The organism is Myroides sp. A21 (assembly GCF_000807225.1).
Classification (GTDB): domain Bacteria; phylum Bacteroidota; class Bacteroidia; order Flavobacteriales; family Flavobacteriaceae; genus Flavobacterium; species Flavobacterium odoratimimum.
Genome location: NZ_CP010327.1, coordinates 2,747,622 through 2,765,655 on the forward strand (window position 1 = coordinate 2,747,622; position 18,034 = coordinate 2,765,655).

General features: G+C 29.3%; 17 protein-coding genes. 3 read left to right on the plus strand and 14 right to left on the minus strand.

Going from position 1 to position 18,034, the window contains the following annotated elements; genetic code table 11:
• Window positions 1–8: 8 nt before the first annotated feature.
• Window positions 9–275: a transposase gene (locus MYRA21_RS19175; RefSeq protein ID WP_006261795.1), complete on the minus strand. Its 267-nt coding sequence runs from the start codon at window positions 273–275 to the stop codon at window positions 9–11.
• Window positions 276–402: 127 nt separating this feature from the next.
• Between MYRA21_RS19175 and MYRA21_RS12340 the strand changes: the two genes are divergently transcribed.
• Window positions 403–747 (plus strand): GIY-YIG nuclease family protein, encoded by a 345-nt coding sequence (locus tag MYRA21_RS12340; RefSeq protein ID WP_235279907.1) that lies wholly within the window; start codon window positions 403–405, stop codon window positions 745–747.
• Window positions 748–891: 144 nt separating this feature from the next.
• Here the strand turns inward: MYRA21_RS12340 and MYRA21_RS12345 are convergent, their stop codons facing one another.
• The 6 genes from MYRA21_RS12345 to MYRA21_RS12370 all read right to left on the minus strand — a co-directional run bounded on the left by MYRA21_RS12345 (window position 892) and on the right by MYRA21_RS12370 (window position 8,353).
• Window positions 892–1,977: a hypothetical protein gene (locus MYRA21_RS12345; protein ID WP_039329206.1), complete on the minus strand. Its 1,086-nt coding sequence runs from the start codon at window positions 1,975–1,977 to the stop codon at window positions 892–894.
• Window positions 1,977–3,872 carry a class I SAM-dependent DNA methyltransferase gene (locus MYRA21_RS12350; RefSeq protein ID WP_039329208.1) on the minus strand — a complete coding sequence of 632 codons (1,896 nt, stop codon included), beginning with the start codon at window positions 3,870–3,872 and terminating at the stop codon, window positions 1,977–1,979. Before MYRA21_RS12350 ends, MYRA21_RS12345 begins: the two co-directional genes overlap by 1 nt.
• A 3-nt stretch (window positions 3,873–3,875) precedes the next feature.
• Window positions 3,876–4,586, minus strand: coding sequence for a hypothetical protein (locus tag MYRA21_RS12355; RefSeq protein ID WP_039329209.1), 711 nt, complete (start codon window positions 4,584–4,586; stop codon window positions 3,876–3,878).
• Window positions 4,587–4,589: 3 nt separating this feature from the next.
• Entirely contained in the window at window positions 4,590–5,642 is a 1,053-nt protein-coding gene (locus tag MYRA21_RS12360) for a hypothetical protein (protein WP_039329211.1), read from the minus strand.
• Complete coding sequence (locus MYRA21_RS12365; RefSeq protein WP_039329213.1) at window positions 5,632–7,974, minus strand: sensor histidine kinase; 2,343 nt, start codon at window positions 7,972–7,974, stop codon at window positions 5,632–5,634. Before MYRA21_RS12365 ends, MYRA21_RS12360 begins: the two co-directional genes overlap by 11 nt.
• A gap of 91 nt (window positions 7,975–8,065) precedes the next feature.
• The gene (locus tag MYRA21_RS12370) at window positions 8,066–8,353 is read right to left on the minus strand and encodes a helix-turn-helix domain-containing protein (RefSeq protein ID WP_039329214.1); all 288 of its coding nucleotides are present in this window, start codon (window positions 8,351–8,353) and stop codon (window positions 8,066–8,068) included.
• Window positions 8,354–8,680: 327 nt separating this feature from the next.
• On the opposite strand from MYRA21_RS12370, the gene MYRA21_RS12375 reads away from it, so the two are divergent.
• Window positions 8,681–8,881: a hypothetical protein gene (locus tag MYRA21_RS12375; protein ID WP_039329216.1), complete on the plus strand. Its 201-nt coding sequence runs from the start codon at window positions 8,681–8,683 to the stop codon at window positions 8,879–8,881.
• Window positions 8,882–8,908: 27 nt separating this feature from the next.
• On the opposite strand, the gene MYRA21_RS12380 is transcribed toward MYRA21_RS12375, so the two are convergent.
• The 7 genes from MYRA21_RS12380 to mnmE form a co-directional block, all read right to left on the minus strand.
• Window positions 8,909–9,514, minus strand: a complete 606-nt coding sequence (locus tag MYRA21_RS12380; RefSeq protein WP_039329218.1) for a BfmA/BtgA family mobilization protein — start codon at window positions 9,512–9,514, stop codon at window positions 8,909–8,911.
• 266 nt (window positions 9,515–9,780) lie between these two features.
• Entirely contained in the window at window positions 9,781–10,629 is an 849-nt protein-coding gene (locus MYRA21_RS12385) for a toprim domain-containing protein (RefSeq protein WP_039329220.1), read from the minus strand.
• 203 nt (window positions 10,630–10,832) lie between these two features.
• The gene (locus tag MYRA21_RS12390; RefSeq protein ID WP_039329222.1) at window positions 10,833–12,071 is read right to left on the minus strand and encodes a primase-helicase family protein; all 1,239 of its coding nucleotides are present in this window, start codon (window positions 12,069–12,071) and stop codon (window positions 10,833–10,835) included.
• Between the two features lie 102 nt (window positions 12,072–12,173).
• A complete protein-coding gene (locus tag MYRA21_RS12395; RefSeq protein WP_039329224.1) occupies window positions 12,174–12,464 on the minus strand; it encodes an AlpA family transcriptional regulator in 291 nt (96 codons plus the stop codon).
• A 90-nt stretch (window positions 12,465–12,554) separates the two neighbouring features.
• Window positions 12,555–13,328, minus strand: a complete 774-nt coding sequence (locus tag MYRA21_RS12400) for a hypothetical protein (RefSeq protein WP_039329225.1) — start codon at window positions 13,326–13,328, stop codon at window positions 12,555–12,557.
• A gap of 4 nt (window positions 13,329–13,332) precedes the next feature.
• Window positions 13,333–14,460 (minus strand): site-specific integrase, encoded by a 1,128-nt coding sequence (locus tag MYRA21_RS12405; protein ID WP_039329227.1) that lies wholly within the window; start codon window positions 14,458–14,460, stop codon window positions 13,333–13,335.
• Between the two features lie 149 nt (window positions 14,461–14,609).
• Window positions 14,610–16,001, minus strand: a complete 1,392-nt coding sequence (gene mnmE / locus MYRA21_RS12410) for a tRNA uridine-5-carboxymethylaminomethyl(34) synthesis GTPase MnmE (protein ID WP_006259236.1) — start codon at window positions 15,999–16,001, stop codon at window positions 14,610–14,612.
• A gap of 319 nt (window positions 16,002–16,320) precedes the next feature.
• On the opposite strand from mnmE, the gene MYRA21_RS12415 reads away from it, so the two are divergent.
• A complete protein-coding gene (locus MYRA21_RS12415) occupies window positions 16,321–17,154 on the plus strand; it encodes a universal stress protein (RefSeq protein ID WP_006259235.1) in 834 nt (277 codons plus the stop codon).
• The last annotated feature ends 880 nt before the right edge of the window (window positions 17,155–18,034 follow it).

Genomic DNA, 18,034 nt, shown 5'->3' on the forward strand with positions numbered 1-18,034 from the left:
TGCTGAGCTTAGAACTTTTTTGACAGAATATCTTTGAGCATTTTATTGTCTAAACTAACATCAGCATACATCTGTTTGAGCTTGCGATTCTCTTCTTCAAGTTCTTTTAAACGTTTCAGCTCTTGTTTTTCCATTCCACCATACTTCTTTCTCCAATAGTAAAACGTGCTCTTGTCAATTCCTAATTCTCGAGAAATTTCACTTACTGATCTTCCTTGTTCATTTTCTTTGAGAGCTTTAATTATTTGACTCTCACTAAAATTACTTGTTTTCATATTTGACAGTTTTGTTTAAAGTTAATAATTTCGAATTAACAACTGTCCGATTTTTAGGGAAGCCTACAATGCTACTTTAATTTTTGAAAAAAATGTATTGTATGGTATTGTTCCTCGCTTTCTATATTTGTTAAAAGCGAAAGATTCTTCATTTTATAAAATTGGTATTACTAATGATTTAGAAAAACGAAAAAGAGAATTACAAACTGGTTGTCCATTAGAATTACATTATATATTTGCCGTTGAGGCAGATTTAATTGATTATTATAGAAAAGAAATAATCTATCTCGAAAGATTTTTACATCAAAACTATAAAGAGTGTAAGGTTTTAGGTGAATGGTATAAACTCAGTAATATAGATGTGTGCAAAGTTTATTTATTTTTAACGTCTCCTATTTATGCTAGAGATTTATGTCCTGTAGCATACATTAATTATGAATTAGAAGGTGTACTTATTAGTTGTTCTATATAGAAAAAGCGTTGTAGTACTTCACCACAACGCTCTTTAAAAGTCTTTATTTATAAGGGATTATTCTATTTACCGATACAATATCTTATATCTATTGATTTACAAGAGTTTGTGATATGAATGTGATGCAGATGTGGTGAATTATAACTATAATTTTTCTTCTAGAAGCTCAATAAGTTCTTCTTTATCTATAGAGTTAAGTTTTTCTTTTATTAGTTTGTAGAAAATAGGATCTTTAATTAGATCAATGTAGTCCTCATTTACATCAACTGCTATATCAAAATATTCATTAGATTCATCTATTTTTTTTAACATTTCATTAAGAGTAGATTCGTCTTTACGATCAAAACTAACCGTATCCACCAATTCAATAAAATTATTCTTTAAGGTATGTTTTATGTTTAGCAATCTGTATTCTGTTTGCAGATCACTTTCATTTTCAGAAAGAAAATTAATTGACCCATATAAATGAGTTCTTCCTTCTTTATTCTTAGCATTCCAATTAAATCTATTATCTCGTAAAAGCCTACGAGCTAGTTTTAATCGTTCTTTCGTTAATTTAATCCTATCATCAAGCTTTAAAAATTCATAATAGTTTTTGTCATCTTTAAAGTCCATATCAGTAAAATAATACCATCTAAATTCATCATAAACAGAAAAGTCGTTGTAATTATATGAAGGATTAACTAATCTGGGGTAATATTTATTATAAAAAAAAGGAGACATTTTAATGAATTCATCAGCAAAACTAATATCACAGTTTATTCTGCACCCTTTCGCAATACCTTCTGCACGGACAGCATTAGTTACAGCATTTCCAACTATAAATCTACCTAGGTTTTCATGTTCCTGTGTTGTTTCAATAATTTCACCATAACTTAAACCTCCTCTGCAAAAAACTCCTTTGCGAATGGCTTCACACATAAAGTTATTTGCAAATATCATTACTGTTTCAAGAGATTCTCCCCAAACAAATGCACAGTCTGATAGTTGCGTTACATTTATATCTTTATCTAACTTTTCAAACCGTGTTTTAATATCCACTAAGATTTGTCTAAATTGAGTAAGTAAAACAGCAGCTAGAAATTGGTTGTTTTTCTTTTCGAAAGGGAAGTTACGCTCCCAGCCTATAAAATCGCTTTCATCTAAAACAATTTTATTTTGAGTTAATGCGCCAATTCCAAGTAAATCGACGAAGAAAACAGCTCCATTGTATGTTTTTGAAAATTCCATTATATATTTATATTATACTTTTTTTGAAGATAAGTTTCAATATATCGTTTATTTGTTAGTTTCATGAATTTCTTACGTTCACTATTTGTAAAATCAGGTATACTAAAGTTTTTGATATAATTTTTAGCTAAAGCGTAATAATTATTTGCATAAGGTTTACTGGTATGTTTGATGTAGTACCAAAAAACTTCTGTCTTTAAAATCTTCTGAATAAATTTTAAGTCATCTTCAGATTCAGAGACTAAAGCATAGCCATTATAAAATAATAGTTCTCTATTATCAGTATACACAAAATAAGGAACATCTGAAATATATGGTAAAAGTAACTTGAGTCCTGAAATATTTAAAGCTTGATTTCTACCATATGCATACCATGCTTCATATTCTCTTTGCCCCTTATCTCTTTTGGCTAGTTCTTTTTTTTGAAAACAAAGATACTTATATGCATTAGGAAAATTTCTTTGAAAAATTTCTTCTTCGATAACTTTAACCAAACGATTAGTTTGATTTTGAAATAAATCCAGATCGTTTTGTTCAATTATAGTATAAGGGAAAATAATCTTTTCCATTAATCTATTTAAATCAACTTCTTCTTTTAGAATATTTGGTTTTATTACATCTCTACAAATACTTTTTTCAACTTTAAATTGATGACCTTGTTTCTCAAAGTAATAAAAATGATCATCTTCATTTATGGGAGTAAATATGTAAATATTATTCCTTAGTGTTGCAAATCCATTCCTGATATTAAACAAATTGCCAAGTTTTTCTCCTGCATTTTCTAATCTGTGTAAATTAAGTTTTGTTTTAGCATCTTCTAATTGCCAACCATCAACATCATTCAATTGTTCATAATGAAATTCAATAAAGTCTTTTTCCTCTAATAAATTTAGTTTTTGAGGTGTGGTATTTGTATATATTAGTTTTCCCTGACTTTTTCTTATTTGACAAATGCATGTGTATGTTAATCTTGACTTAAAAACCTGTTCACCACCAAAATCAATTAATTTAAAAGAGTATCTATTGTCGGAAAAGAAATTTCTTAAAGCTCTTCCGTTTAGACTACGATAAAAATTATTTACAGTAATATATGCTAATATACCATTGTCTTTTAACCATCTTAACCCAATTTGAAAAAATGGAATATATAGATCTAATTTACCAGTTGAAGCAACCGACCAATTTTTCATAAGTTTTTTTGTTCGGTCATCTAGATTTGAAGAACCTACATAAGGTGGATTGCCAACGATAACATCAAGTCCTTTGTTGTTTTTTATGACCGGAACTTCATTCCAATCAAATTGTAAAGCGTCTCCTTGATATAGATTGAATTTAAATACTTGTCTATCTTCTCCATTAATAATAGCATGAAGTGTTAACAGGATTTTAGTTCTAATAATACTATAGTTTTGAATATCTAAACCAAATATATTTTCACTGTAGATATCAAAATAACTTTTTCCTAGTTTAATTCGATACTCTTCTGCTATTGTTTTAAAAAATCCTCCACATCCACAGGCAATATCACCAATCTTTAAATTATTGATGTTTATGACTTCTTTATCAGATATATGTAATACTTGTTGGACAATATATTCTCTAATATATTCAGGTGTAAAAACAGCGCCATTTACTTCTTTATCTTCAGGAGAAATGACGAATTCAAACAACTCAAGTAATAATTCAATATCAAATTTTGAATCAAAAAATGTTATAAACTTTTCTAATTGTTCTTCTTCTAGTTTATCTTGAGTATTAATAATAAAGCTATTTATAAACAGATTGTTAATCTTTTTAATCTTATTAATGCGTAAGAATGTAGAGACTAGTAACTTGTTTATATCTTTTTCTTTATAAGAATATTCCCTAAGGTATTTTAAGATATTTTGATTCATTTGTTAAGTGTAGAGAGGAAATAACCTATTTAATTTGTAATCATCATGATCATAATCAGATGTAAATCCATTAAAATATGATTCCCATAACCTCTTTTTAGAATTTTGTAGTATTCTTAAATATCTAATATCCATTAAGATCTTATCTACGTAATTATGTTTTTTTCGATCAATAAAATTGTTTAATACAAAATGAAATGCTAGAATTATATCCATGGGAGGATGTGGGATTCTAGGGCTACTAAGTATAGCCATATCTGCATATAGATACTCATGTTTTCTACCACCAAATTGGATATGATAATAAGGATGTACATAAGAAAAATCTAATTCTTTATCTTCCTTATCAAGATGCCAAGTACAACAATGTTCTTTAGTTTGATTTTGTTCTGATTTAAAAAGACTTATTTTCAAATCTAAAGTATATTTAAAAAGAGGGTCTGTTTTTTCATTGAAATTGTCTTTTAAAGCAAGTCTATTCTCTAAATCAATTTTACAAAAATGCATTTCATTTGGTTTGGCTCCAGCAATTGCTCCTTTCAAATATATACTAAAATTTGATAATTTATAATCAACTAAATCTGTAGGGGTGTTTTCTATTGATTCAATCAAAGTATTCAAACCTGTAAAATCCCCAAGAATATTATTTTCTGTTATTATATCTTTTAGAAACTTAACATCTTTAATATAATTTATTTTATTCCAAATCTCCATGATTTAACTATATTGGCGCATTTCTTTTCTATCTAAATCACTAACTATTTTGCTATATTTATCAATATTTTGTAAATATCCATCAATTGAAATATAATCTTTATCTTGCCAAGGCTTAAATTCTTCCTCTAATAATTCTATGCCATCGAAAGGATCTAAAGGTAGTTTAGTCTCTTTACAGATTGTCCAATAATGTGAACTCATATTTTTATCGCTAGATTGAACTTGTATTAAATCTAGTTGTAATTTTTCTTTAAAAATTTGTACTCTTTCTTCTGCGGAAAAATTTCTAAGTGATAATCTTTCAGAAGTTATGGAATACCACCAACTTTCAATTTTAGTCATCCACCATCGATTGTAAACTTCAGAAAAAACCCCAGTATATTTATAATCAGATAATAAATCTTTAAGTTTCTCCCAATCACGAGATTCTTTACTAATACCTAATCTAGCAGATAATAAGTCTTCGCCTATTAACAATCCAGAACATCTAATTACATGTTCAAAAATAAATCTACTATACTCATATTTAGATTTGTTATTTTCATTTAAATAAAAGAATATCTTAGAATGAATTAACTCTTTTTCTGTACTTAAGATTGCTGTTAAATTAAATTTATTTTCTTCTATATTTTTATAAGTAGAAATAAAGGCTATACATTTATTTATGAATTTTTCAGTACAATACTTTGTCGCATTTTCTTTAGTAATAGCATAGTCAAATAAATCATGACTAGTATAATCTTTTCGGTATTTATTGATGATATTATCCTCATTTGACATCAAGATAATTGGAATTTCCTCTATACCTTTAGTTGCAATAAGCGACCTCCAAGTTGAAGCAATAGTAGGTGCATTGCAATATTCTAATTCGGATCCTACTGTTAAAATATAATCCAATAATAATAGATCAGGTTTTTTGTTTTTTATATCATCTATAATCTTTTCAACTTCATTAGAAGGTTGAATTTGATCTATAATAAAATATGCTCTTTCTAAAGTAGCTTTTCTTGTTTGCCCGTCTAAGTCTTCTATATATAATATTTTATAAGCCATATTTATCTAACTCTTTATCTGTTGCTTTTGGTACTTCAATATGTAATGTGGTAGAAAAACCTTCTTTTGGTTCATCAACAAAAATTCTTCCTCTATAACTCGTTAATATATCTTTTACTATTTTTAACCCTAAACCAGTCCCTTCAGATTCATTTGTAGAATCGATATTTTCTAAAGATTTTGGTGAAGATGTAGTGAAAAACTCTTCAAAAATACGGTCTTTTATATCTTCACTAATACCATCACCAGTGTCTGAAAATTTAATAAATACTTTACTATCTGTTTTACCACATTCAATAATAATTTTCCCCCTCTTATTAGTTCTTTTAATAGCCTTTTTAGAATTGGTAAAAAGATTAAAAAGTATACTAGACCATTCTGAAGGATGCATTGGACATGTGAATAAATAATTACCATTAATCACAGGTTCTAATAATACAATATTATTTTTAATCAGATCATTTTCTACTGCTCTATAAAAATTCTCAATAGAAATTTTTAAATCGATTGGTTTTAAATTACGAACAACATTTTGAGAAATCACTGAATCAAAATAAGCAGTATAAGAATTAAAAGACTCAACATTAGCTTGTAATAAATGAAGACGATGTAATAATACTTCTTCATTTTTTAATTTTTCAATTAAAAAGGTAACGTTATTATCCATATTTAGTACAAAATCTCTAACTTCATGAATAAAAAGACCAATAGTTAAACCTACACTACTTAATACACGTAACATCGATCTTTCTTTTAAGGATTCCTCTTTTTCTTCTTCTTGAGCTTTTCGTAATTCTTCTATCTCTTTCTTTGCTTGATCAATCTTTTTCTTTCGTCTTCTTTTAATCTCAATATTACCAGATTCTTTCTCTAATTCTCTGTCTAATTCCTCTAATGTAAAAGCGATATTTTTTATACGTACTTCAATAGTTTCATAAATTTTATTCGTCATCTTTTGACCAGATAGAATTTTAACATTTCTAATTTCTGCGATTTTAATTACCGCCGTCATAATTGTTCTATATACAAAATTCCTAAGTTCAATTAAGGCCTCGTTTTCTACTAAGCCTTCGCGACTAGATGTTTCATTAAAATCATTATTATTATCTTTTAATTCTATAAACCCAAAAATATTTAAATTTCCATGGACAGGTAAAATAGAACGGCGTTTTACTGATTCATCTAGACCTATCCAATCATTATAAGGCTCTCCATATGGTAAAACTCTAAATCCATTTCTATATAGTCTAATACCTCCCTGTTTCCTAGCAAGTTTTTTAATACTTGTTTCTTGCATTTTAGGAACTAGACCAGAGTTATATATGAAATAATATGCTTTAAATTTTACATTTTTCAAATACTTAAAGGGAATACCATCTTGATCAGGATCACTACTAATTTCTCCAAGCTCCGCATAATTTAATTTTGAACTTTCTACTGTAAATAACCCAAATCCTTTGCTGTTAATCTCACCATCAATAGTTGCTGTTGCATGATTATAAACCATTGTTTTCTCATCAGCAATATTAATTGATTTACCATGTATTACTTTTGAAAAATTTACTTTAAAACCAGGATCGACAACATCTACTTCTTTTTTATCTAATACAATTTTTACTAATGAATCTTCTTTATTAATAGATGATAATGGGAAAGGCTGTAATATATCTCCTACATAATTGTAAATTCTTTTTATAGAAGCTTCTGACCATTTATCTTTTAAAAATTCAATTTTCAAAATAGTTCCACATTCCTGAGTTTTATCTGATTTGGTATGAATTTTATTATTTACCGCTAATAGATCAATGTCATTTGAATAGTCATTCCAATTTATTGTTACGACTAAAGCATCTTCACAATCTGCAGTTTGGGTTGTAATTGTAAGTTTTTCACCCAATCTTTGAACAGCGAATCTACCGATACCTTTTTGTCCTGCTCTTTTTCGTTTATAAGTATCAGATAAAGGATTATGAATTTTAGAAGTCGAGGAAATTCTCATAAAACCATTAATTAATTGTTCGCGAGTCATTCCCGTACCATTATCAATTATATATAAAGTTCCCCCAACGCTATCTGAATTCTCAAATCTTATATTTACAATAGTTGCATCTGCATCGTAAGCATTTTTAACAAGTTCTGATACTGCAGTTTCTTGTCTTGCTACAAGTTCACTACCTAATCTATCAATTACACCAGCATCGACACTAAAACGAATATTATCATTATCAAAACTTGATAACTTTGTAGATAGTTCTAAAATTCGCCCATAATTATTAGGATCTATTTTTAAAACTTCTTCAAGCTCCTTACGTATTTCTTCTTCTTGTACCATAAAATTGAATAAAATGTAAAAATACCAAAACTAAAAATAAGAAACTAAAAGAAAATGGTTAGGTAATCAATATTTTGAGTACAAGACAAGATTAACCTTCAATCTCCCAAGTTAATTTAACGCCCAAAGTATTCAATAATTTTAAAACCGTAATAATCTTTACATTACAGTTATCACCTTCTACCTTAGTAACCTCTGCTTTCGATACTCCAGCTACTTGAGCTAGTTCTTTTTTAGTTAATCCTCTTGCTTTACGGAGTTCATAGATTTTGTAACCAAGTCTTTCTATCTCAACTTGAGCATCAAAAAGACTACAGTCTCTAGTTTCCTTTTTACCAATTTGTTCATCTATTACTTGGGCTAATGGTATTTTTTTCATTTGAATAAGAGATTAGGTTAGATATCAAAAGTACTTAAAAGATACCTGTTTCAGCCAAGTAAAACATATCTTACTAGTTAAAAGAAAGTGATGTGGGTTTTATGATTATAGTTTATTCCCTAACTTTGCACTTGAAAATATTACAAACAAGCGTAAGCTGTCATTTTAGGTAACAGAAAACTAGGAATCTTCTAAAAGACCATAGAATCGACAGACTTACGCCCGTGCCTTATATTGGCGTGGGCTAAGTCGTCGTGGTCTTTAGGTATCCTAGTACCTCTGTTTCCGATTGATTTTAGTTTCACGCCTTTTTTAATTTATAAGGCTATGGCAAAGAATTTATTCGATAAAATAGGACAATTAGAGTCACTAAAAAAGAATGAAGTGTGTAATGATTATGAAGTACTTTTTAACTGTCATATACCGAAATCATTACGTGAGAATTTAAAGATCAAATCTGCTAAAGAAGGTGTTTCGATGAAGGAATTAGTTATAAATGCTTTAAAAGGGTTTTATACTGATTTATAGTGTTTAAGTACTTTCTCTAAACACGATTTAAAATACTAGTCTTTGTAAATCTTCTAGTTCTTCTTTATTCAATTTAATAATGTATGAACTACTAAAACTTGATTTTTTTTCAACTTTATCTAGTAGTAGTTTTAATCTTTGAGTTAGTAGTCTATTGGTTTCTTCTTCTCTCTTAATAGTTTCGTTTTTACTATCTAAAAGTTTATAATATGAATCTTTGTCTTTGACAGAACTGTCTTTTAATAGTTTGTTTTCTTCAACTTTTTCTAAAGCCATTTCTTCACGTAATTCCTCAATAAGGTGACCTTTAGCAATATCTAATAAAACAGAAGCTTGACCAGCTATATTTTCGTTTTGTGTTATCAGTCGATTGATTTTTTTAAAATATAAATCACCAAACCACTTGCGAAAACTATCGTCTCTTTTGATAAAATCTCGATTTATTTTATCAAGACTGGCTTGTAAATTAAGATTGATATCTGACTGAGGACTTAATCCATTTTGGATAAAAAAATCAACCATATCTAAAATACAATCATTGATCTTTTTATATTGATACTCTTTACAAATTTTATCTATTTTGTTTTTAGTTGAGCCTTTAATTCTTATTGAAGTGTCTTTAAAATCCTGCATACATGTATATTTTTGAAAATTAGATGGTTATGTGTTTTTTATTCGTTTTTGTACTATTGAGTTATAAAATATTGTATGCATTTAATATTTGTAACAATTTGTAATACAGTATCTTATGTTTTTAAGTATACAAATGTTTCTATTTTACTATTTTTAAATCAGTTTTAAGTTACTTATATACAGGAGTTTATATTTTGTACTGCGATTTAGCGCAGTACCCTCTTGCTATATTGACACAGTAAGTAAAATCTTAATAGAGAGTATCATTATTCATTAATTTTAGAGACTAAATATTCGTTCAAATCTTTATATCCTTTGAATAGATAACGTATATCTTTTGCCTGTACTTTATAGTTGTTTTGGAAGTAAATAGTTGTTTCATTACCTGATAAATCATTATCGAAACACAAATAAATCTTACTGTATCTTTCGTTTAAATTTGAAACAGATTCTTTCTGAGAAGTACTGTTTAGAATTATAAAATCAAAACGATATTCAATACTAGGGTAGAGGACAAGCAGACTTAAAAAATCTATCCATCCTTCAAATAAAATTGCTTGTTTAGTTTGATTTTCTATTAGAGTATAACTCTTTTTACCTATACATCCTTTGAAGTATTTATTTCTAATTTCAAAACCTTCTAACACGTTTTTAAACCCTATTCCGTAGTAAGTTTTATTATCTCTTTTGTAGTGTACTTCTCTACAATATTTGCATAGTAGAGTAAGATTTAAACCTCTTTTTTCGACATAATGGATTAATGATTTGTTCTTTATTGAACTAATTTTTTTAAGTTCAATACTCTTTTCTTTTTCAATAGCAATATCTTGAAAAATGGGCTGGTGAAAAGAAAAAGATTTATTATCTAAAATCCGTAATGCTTCTTTTAAATCACAATTGTAGTATCTCATTACAAAATCTAAAACGTTACCACCTTTTCCTTCTCCATGATCGAACCAAATGTTTTTTTCGAGATCTATTTTAAAAGATGCCGTTGTCTCATTTCTGAGAGGGCTTATATACCAAACTTCTCGATTATTCTGTTTGATTTTTTTAGCTCCAATTTTATCTAGAATAGAAACTAAACTTATCTTTTTTGCTTCATTACATGTCATAATTCTGAGCGACTTAAATTTTAGTGTTTTTTTGATGATTTGATGACAGAAGATTTTAATTTATTGATAATTAGTAAAATACACTGTCATCAAACTTGTCATCAGTCATCAAACTTGATTAAAAACCGTCATCAAACTTATTTTGATGACGGTTTGATGACGAGTTTGATGATGTATAACTTATTGAAAACAAATAAGATACATTACCTGTCATCACTGTCATCAAAAAATAGAGCAATTTTGCTCAGTTCAATTTCATAATAGCGTCCTTTTCTATCTAATCTTGTAAATTCTCCATATGATTGATAATCATATCCAGAATATTTATTTGAATTTTTAGAAGGTAAGAATCCCCATTTTTTAAATATGCTTCTCACATCATTCGGTTCTATGATACTTCTTTTGTTTAGTTTTTTGATCATAGCACAAGCTTCAATTGGAGTCATACAGATTGTCTTTTCTTCAAACCTTTCAGATAGTTCTTTAAGTAGTTGTAAAACATCTTGTTGTAATTTATTATTCTCAGAGTTCATTAGTTTTATCAATGCCTCAGTACGTATTTGTTCTGGGGTAAACCACATACGTGTTTTCTTAGTTGTAGAATAAGGTATTGTATGTAGGTAATTAAGGAAGTCTGGGATTTCTTTAAAGAGTAAGTCTAAGAAATCGGGATTCTTTTCTATCTGTGGAATTTTACGTACCCAAAAACGTATTTCTTCTCTATCTATCTTCATAAACGAATCTTCGAAGTTACTTGTCATTACAAACTTGTAAAAAGATTCTACTTCTTCTTTGTCTCTACCTTTTCGTTCAATCTTATTTCTATCAGCAGTACTTAAAAATTTGATGCGTTCTGTGATTTGTTGGTTATCAGTAACGACTTCATCTATGAGCACTAATAATTTACCATCTAGATCAGAGTTAAAGTTATTTACAAACGATTCTGCATTAATGTAAGTAGCATTAAAAGAAAATATCTTTCTTAGGTATTTAAGCATTGTTGATTTACCTGTTTCTCTAGCTTTAGAAACTAACACAAGCACAGGTAAAACTTGAGTAGGGTATTCCAATAGAATTTTAAAATAGTCAAGACCTAAGTGGTATTGCTCTCCAAAAATATGACGTATAAAATCTAAAGTGTATTTTAGTTTACTTTCTAAGAAAGTTAAGTCATCATTACATCTTTTTATTTTGTAATCTATAGGGTGGTAAATATTGTAGAAATCATCTATCTCTCTGTTGTAATTGATATGTTGAGGAATACAACAGAAGCCATAATACTTCTTAATATTGGAAATAAAGTCTTTTCCAAAATCATTTACAATAGTCTCCTTATTCCAAGGAAGCATGATCTTTTCTGTTGTCTTGTTGAGTGTAGGGCGTTCTGTAATTGCATAGTAAGCTGTACCCACTCGAATAAATTCGGCAGAATCTAAGTTCATAATAAATAATAGATTATAATCCTTATATTTGCGCTATAAGGATTTGATTAAAAAAATCGGACAATATTAATTTGAAGCGTTCAAACTGCAATTTTGAACGCTTTATTTTTTTCTGTTTTTTAGAGAATAGTCTAATGCTTGTTGTTGTATCTGAGATACTGACTGACTTTTATTCTGAAGTAACCATTCGTCTATTTCTGACTTTAAAAAGAACAGAAATTTACCATTGGGTTTTGAATAAGGGATTACATTTTTGTGTACTAGTTTGTAAATATGCGAGCGTGTGAAGCCTGTGTAGTTGATTAGGTCATCTACATTAAAAATTTCTTTTGTTGAGTCAATAATCAATCGTTCTAATCGATTTAGTTTTTCTAGGATAATTTGATTTTCCATTGCTTTCTGTTATTAAGTTTATTAAAACAAAGGAATCTAAATAAATGTAACCTGTAAATAAGCTAACACCTAATAATCCATTATTTTAAGCTATAATTTATCTATTAGGATATATTGATTTATCCAACTTGAATAAGCCGTATTTAAACTTTGGTAATTAACGTATTCTCCATCGAATTTCATCCCTTCCATTATGCTTGTCAAAAATATTTTTCTACTCCTTTCTGTAAATGCCTTTTTCTTACTAAATATAATATTGTGCATAAGGTCGAATAAAAGAGGATAACAGACTCTCTTTGATTTGTTATTATAACCTTTGGTGTCAATCCAATTTAAATTATATTTTCCACCATACATCTTACAGAAACTCCTAAAATGATCAAAACTTCCTTCTATCATTTTGTTTGTGATTAAGTAATCATAAATTTCTATAAATCTGTTTTCATTAAGCTTGTGTTTAGGTATTGCCTTAAGATAGGCATCTTGTTTATCCTGTTCATTCTGTTGGAATTCTCTCATTTCTTGGTATTCTTGCTTAATTTCAATTAGTTTATTTTGATGTTCTAATGCTAATTCTTCGTTCATTTCTGTTTGAAATGTCTGTATTTTATAGCATTCAATTTCTCTCGCTATATAGTAAAAATAATCATCTAATTGATTTTGAATACTATTTTCATTCTCTATAGGTATCTTATGAAAATTTGCGTCACACTCTGCTTCATATTTTGCTCTTGCTCTTTCTATAAATATATCTACAAATCGGTTTTCAATTTCTTGCATAGCAATATCAGAAACTAATGAACGTACTTCTTCATCAGTCTTTAGTAAAGTGAGTAATTGTTCTTTAAATTTTTTATCAGTCATAACCTTAAAAGTGTAGTTCAGGGATTAAATTAGAGGCTTCTTTCATTTTCTCATCTACTATTTTTGCATAGATGGCAGTAGTACGGATTTCACGATGTCCTAAGCGTTTAGATACAGTATAAATATCCGCTCCGTTCTCGAGTAGTAGGACAGCGTTTGTATGTCTTGCACTATGGAAAGTAATATGCTTTGAAATACCAGCCTTATTACACCATAATACAATGGCATTATTATATACAGCAGAATACTTTAATCCTATAAATACACGATCCATATTACCTTTACGCTCTCCTAATAACTCTCGAGCTTGTTTAGATATGTAAAGGTATTCGACTCCATCTGTTTTTTCTTGTCTGAAGTTTACACGACTTGTATTATCTTCATCACGAACCTCAGACCAGGTCATAGTATTGATATCTGACCAACGTAAGCCTGTAAGGCAAGAAAACAAGAAAGCGCGCTTTAATACCTCGTACTTACATTCAGTATTGGCTAATTCTTGTAATTCATTAAAAGTTAGGTATTCTCTTTGGCTTTCTGCTTGTTCAAATGATTTAGCTTTAGAAGCATAGTTTATAGCTAAGTAGCCTTCATCAAATGCAGCACGCAAACAAGCTTTAAATTTGTTGAAATAGGAGTATTTAGAGTTAAGAGATAGAGGGAGATCGCTCTTAGTGCGAGCTTCTTTATCGAAGTAAGTACGCACTCGTTTTACAAACTTCTCATCTATATCGTCAAAGATTATGTTAGGGGAGATACATCGCTTTAAATGAATTATTGTCGCAGTCCAATTACCATAATTTTTTGGGCTATCAATCTTCTCTTCTGTTTTCTCGTGAAAGTAGTCTAAAAAGGTTCTTTTGCCTTTGGTGGTATTCTTTAGTTCAAAGCGACCTTGGTAAAACTCAGCTTCTCTAATAGCTAAGATTTGCTTGGCAAGTGCCATTGTTTCTTTATTCTCTTTTCTTTCACCAGCATTCTTAGGTTCACTATGTAAAAAGAGTTTTAAGTTTTCGTAATCTCTAACGGTTTTGCGTTTACCATTAGGTTGCTGTATTGTGCCTTTATAGTATTCTATAGATAGGTTAATCTTACCGCTGGGTAATAGACGTTCTCTTAGTGTTATTTTCATTATGTGATGCAATTTGCTACATATCTAAAATATGTGATGATTTTGTTGCAACGAATATACTAAGAAAAGAACATAAAAGAAAAGACTATCAGTGTTAATTTACTGATAGTCAATTAAAAGAAAGTATGTCTTACTAAGGGAAAGGTAATTTATTTACCGATACAAAAGTTCGCAAAAATATTCCCTAATAATTCATCATTCGTAACTTGTCCAGTTATTTCACCGAAGAAGTATAATGCTTGGCGGATATCTATGGCCATTAAGTCAGCAGATAAGTTAGTCTGAAGTCCCCACTTAACCTTTTCGATTTCTTCTAGAGCTTTTAATAGGGAGTCGTAGTGACGAGTATTCGTTACGATTGTCTCATTATTGCGTAGAGCACCAGTATTAACGAAGCCTAATAGAGCCTCTTTTAGTTCTTCTACGCCCATATTTTCTTTTGCAGACATCAGCATAAGGTTGTCGATATTTGCTTGGTATAAACCAATCTGTTCCTCTGATAACAAATCTCTCTTGTTACATACTACAAGAAGTGGTTTTAGAGGGTATTTGTTTTTTAGTTTCTCTAACTCAACTTTAATCTGATCAAGAGAACTACTATTTAGCTTAGCTCCATCTATTAGGTAGATAACAACTTGAGCCGCTTCGATTTTCTCGAATGTCTTTTGGATACCGATACTTTCTACTACATCTTTTGTTTCGCGGATACCAGCAGTATCTATGAATCTAAATCCAATACCATCTATTACTAATTCATCTTCGATTGTATCACGTGTTGTACCAGCGATGTCTGATACAATAGCACGTTCTTCATTTAATAAAGCATTCAGTAGAGTAGATTTTCCTACGTTTGGCTCTCCAACGATAGCTACAGGAATACCATTCTTAATTACATTACCAACAGCGAAAGAGTCAATAAGACGTTTAAGTACAAACTCTATTCGGTCGATTAGTTCTCTAAACTGTGTACGATCAGCAAACTCAACATCTTCTTCTGAGAAGTCTAACTCTAATTCAATAAGAGAAGCAAAGTTTAATAGTTGCTCACGAAGCTTAGCAATCTCACTTGAGAAACCACCACGCATTTGTTGCATAGCGATTTGATGACTTGCTTCATTGTCAGAGGCAATTAAGTCAGCTACCGCTTCTGCTTGAGATAGGTCTAGCTTTCCATTTAAGAAGGCGCGCATAGTGAATTCTCCTGCTTGCGCCATTTTAGCACCTTTACGCAGACATAATTGGATGATCTGTTGTTGAATAAAGGTTGAACCATGACAAGAAATTTCAATTGTATTCTCTCCTGTGTATGAATTAGGTCCTTTAAAAACAGACACTAATACCTGATCCAATACACGCTCTCCATCTACAATATGACCTAAGTGTAAAGTATGTGTTTTTTGTGTCGTTAAATCTTTATTCTTGATCGATTTAAAAATGCCATTGACTAGTGTAATTGCATCTTTACCCGAAACTCTTATTATAGCTACAGCACCTGCTCCTGAAGGAGTAGCTAAAGCGACAATAGTATCTTGTAATATCATATCTTTTCTAAATATGAGGCAAAGATACTATTAATTCATTTAATCTAATGATGTCTATGATGGGGAAGAAAAGTTCTTTGTATTGCTACTACTAGTGTGGTTAGGCACATGGTATTTAAGTAGAAATATTTATTACTATAAGGCTAATTAAAGGTAGAGTAGTGTCCTAATTTGTCTGTTTATACCTAATAGGTATAAAAGTAAGTCTTTACATGCTATTTAAGCTCTCTATCGCATATTTTACAACTTTTAGCCTTTAAAATACTATAAAAACATAAAGATTATTCATATCTTTATACAAATAAAACAATTGGATACCATGAAAAAAATACTATTCCCTACAGATTTTTCAGAAACAGCTAACAATGCTCTAGTATATGCGTTAAGAATGGCAGAAAACCAAAATGCAACTCTTTTTGTACTACATGCTTATGAGATGCCTGTGATTTCTGCAACAGCTAATCCTGTAATGGTACAGGATGTATATAAATCTATTGAGTTGAGCAATTTTGAGAATTTCAAAGATCAAGTACCTCAAATTAGAGATATAGCAAAACAACATAACTTAGACCACGTTCCAATGCACTTCATTTTAGAAGAAGGCTTTTTGAACACTATCTTGAAGAAAAGAGTTAAAGAAGAAGAGATTGATTTAGTAGTAATGGGTACAAATGGTAACTCAGGATTAGATAAGAAAATCTTAGGTTCTAATACTGCTAATGCAATAGGTTCTTTAGGTATTCCAGTATTGAGTATTCCTCATGATGCTATTTTTGATGGAATTAATTCTATTGCATTTACAACGTTGTTCAGTTCACAAGATAAAACTACTTTAGAGACTATTGTTCAAATGGCTAAAGGGTTTAATGCAACTGTAAAATGTATTCACGTTGCAACTGCAAAAGATAAAGCAGATCCTGCTGTAATTAATAGTTGGAAAGAGAACTTTAAGAATGACAATGTGAAATTCTATATTGTAGAAAGCAGTGATGTAGAAAAAGCAGTATTTGATTTCTTAGACGAAGAGAATATTGACCTTTTAGTTTCAGTAAAAAGAAATAGAGGTTTCTTCGAAAAACTATTTACAAGTAGTATGACTAAGAAATTAAGTTACCACAACTATGTTCCTGTGTTAGCTTTCCACGAAGAATAAGATTTTTTCTTTATTAAGTATATAGAGGTGTCCTTTTAGGGCACCTTTTTTTGTTGTAGTTAATCTAGTACTGTATAACGTGTTTTTTGATTTCAAGAGTGATCATCATTTAATAGTTAAATGGCCTCATAAAAGATAGTGAGCTTTTTTTACCCTATAGTAGGTTCGTACGGGATGTTTTAGCCTAAAACATGTATAAGTGTAGTTCTTATTAAAACTAACTCCTAAAAACCAATTAAAATAGTTAAAAACACATAGAGTATGGTTAATGATAGTTTTAACGATTACTAACGGATAAAATAAACATCTCTGTTAGTATTTGTTAGTTAGTAACTTATGCAGAATTTTTAATTATAGAAGACTATTAAAGTCTAGTTTTTGTCTTTTTAAGTCAATCTTAAAGGAAGATTACTACTCACCATAACGGGTAGGAGACATAGATAAAGAAAACATAATAATTATAGTAGAATGAATAATGTTTACAAGAGTATGAGAAAATGAAACATTCTTTTTTATAAAATATGGAGAAGGACTTCTACTGTATTGGAATGCAGTGTATCTATTGTATATAAGTGTCTAAACTATAAAATTAGGGCCCGTTTTAATTGTAGTTATCATTAAGTATTAGAAAACTGATTTAGCCTTTTGAGTAGGGCGTTTCATTTTTTAAACGTACAGTTTAGATGTTTCATAAAGCAATATACGAAAGACTAGTTATTATTTAAATTGATATTTATCAGTATATAGCTTTATAATTGCTTAACTATTTTGTTTTTAGGTGTTTATGGTGTTTATGTTTTACGTAAAAGAGTTAGTTTTTGAGTAGTTTATTGCGTCAAACATAAAAGTATTGGGTAGTTGTAATTCAATATAAAGGTAA

Coding starts and splice junctions, on each gene's coding strand:
- MYRA21_RS19175 (WP_006261795.1), bottom strand. CDS start 275: ATGAAAACAAGTAATTTTAGTGAGAGTCAAATAATTAAAGCTCTCAAA.
- MYRA21_RS12345 (WP_039329206.1), bottom strand. CDS start 1,977: ATGGAATTTTCAAAAACATACAATGGAGCTGTTTTCTTCGTCGATTTA.
- MYRA21_RS12350 (WP_039329208.1), bottom strand. CDS start 3,872: ATGAATCAAAATATCTTAAAATACCTTAGGGAATATTCTTATAAAGAA.
- MYRA21_RS12355 (WP_039329209.1), bottom strand. CDS start 4,586: ATGGAGATTTGGAATAAAATAAATTATATTAAAGATGTTAAGTTTCTA.
- MYRA21_RS12360 (WP_039329211.1), bottom strand. CDS start 5,642: ATGGCTTATAAAATATTATATATAGAAGACTTAGACGGGCAAACAAGA.
- MYRA21_RS12365 (WP_039329213.1), bottom strand. CDS start 7,974: ATGGTACAAGAAGAAGAAATACGTAAGGAGCTTGAAGAAGTTTTAAAA.
- MYRA21_RS12370 (WP_039329214.1), bottom strand. CDS start 8,353: ATGAAAAAAATACCATTAGCCCAAGTAATAGATGAACAAATTGGTAAA.
- MYRA21_RS12375 (WP_039329216.1), top strand. CDS start 8,681: ATGGCAAAGAATTTATTCGATAAAATAGGACAATTAGAGTCACTAAAA.
- MYRA21_RS12380 (WP_039329218.1), bottom strand. CDS start 9,514: ATGCAGGATTTTAAAGACACTTCAATAAGAATTAAAGGCTCAACTAAA.
- MYRA21_RS12385 (WP_039329220.1), bottom strand. CDS start 10,629: ATGACATGTAATGAAGCAAAAAAGATAAGTTTAGTTTCTATTCTAGAT.
- MYRA21_RS12390 (WP_039329222.1), bottom strand. CDS start 12,071: ATGAACTTAGATTCTGCCGAATTTATTCGAGTGGGTACAGCTTACTAT.
- MYRA21_RS12395 (WP_039329224.1), bottom strand. CDS start 12,464: ATGGAAAATCAAATTATCCTAGAAAAACTAAATCGATTAGAACGATTG.
- MYRA21_RS12400 (WP_039329225.1), bottom strand. CDS start 13,328: ATGACTGATAAAAAATTTAAAGAACAATTACTCACTTTACTAAAGACT.
- MYRA21_RS12405 (WP_039329227.1), bottom strand. CDS start 14,460: ATGAAAATAACACTAAGAGAACGTCTATTACCCAGCGGTAAGATTAAC.
- mnmE (WP_006259236.1), bottom strand. CDS start 16,001: ATGATATTACAAGATACTATTGTCGCTTTAGCTACTCCTTCAGGAGCA.
- MYRA21_RS12415 (WP_006259235.1), top strand. CDS start 16,321: ATGAAAAAAATACTATTCCCTACAGATTTTTCAGAAACAGCTAACAAT.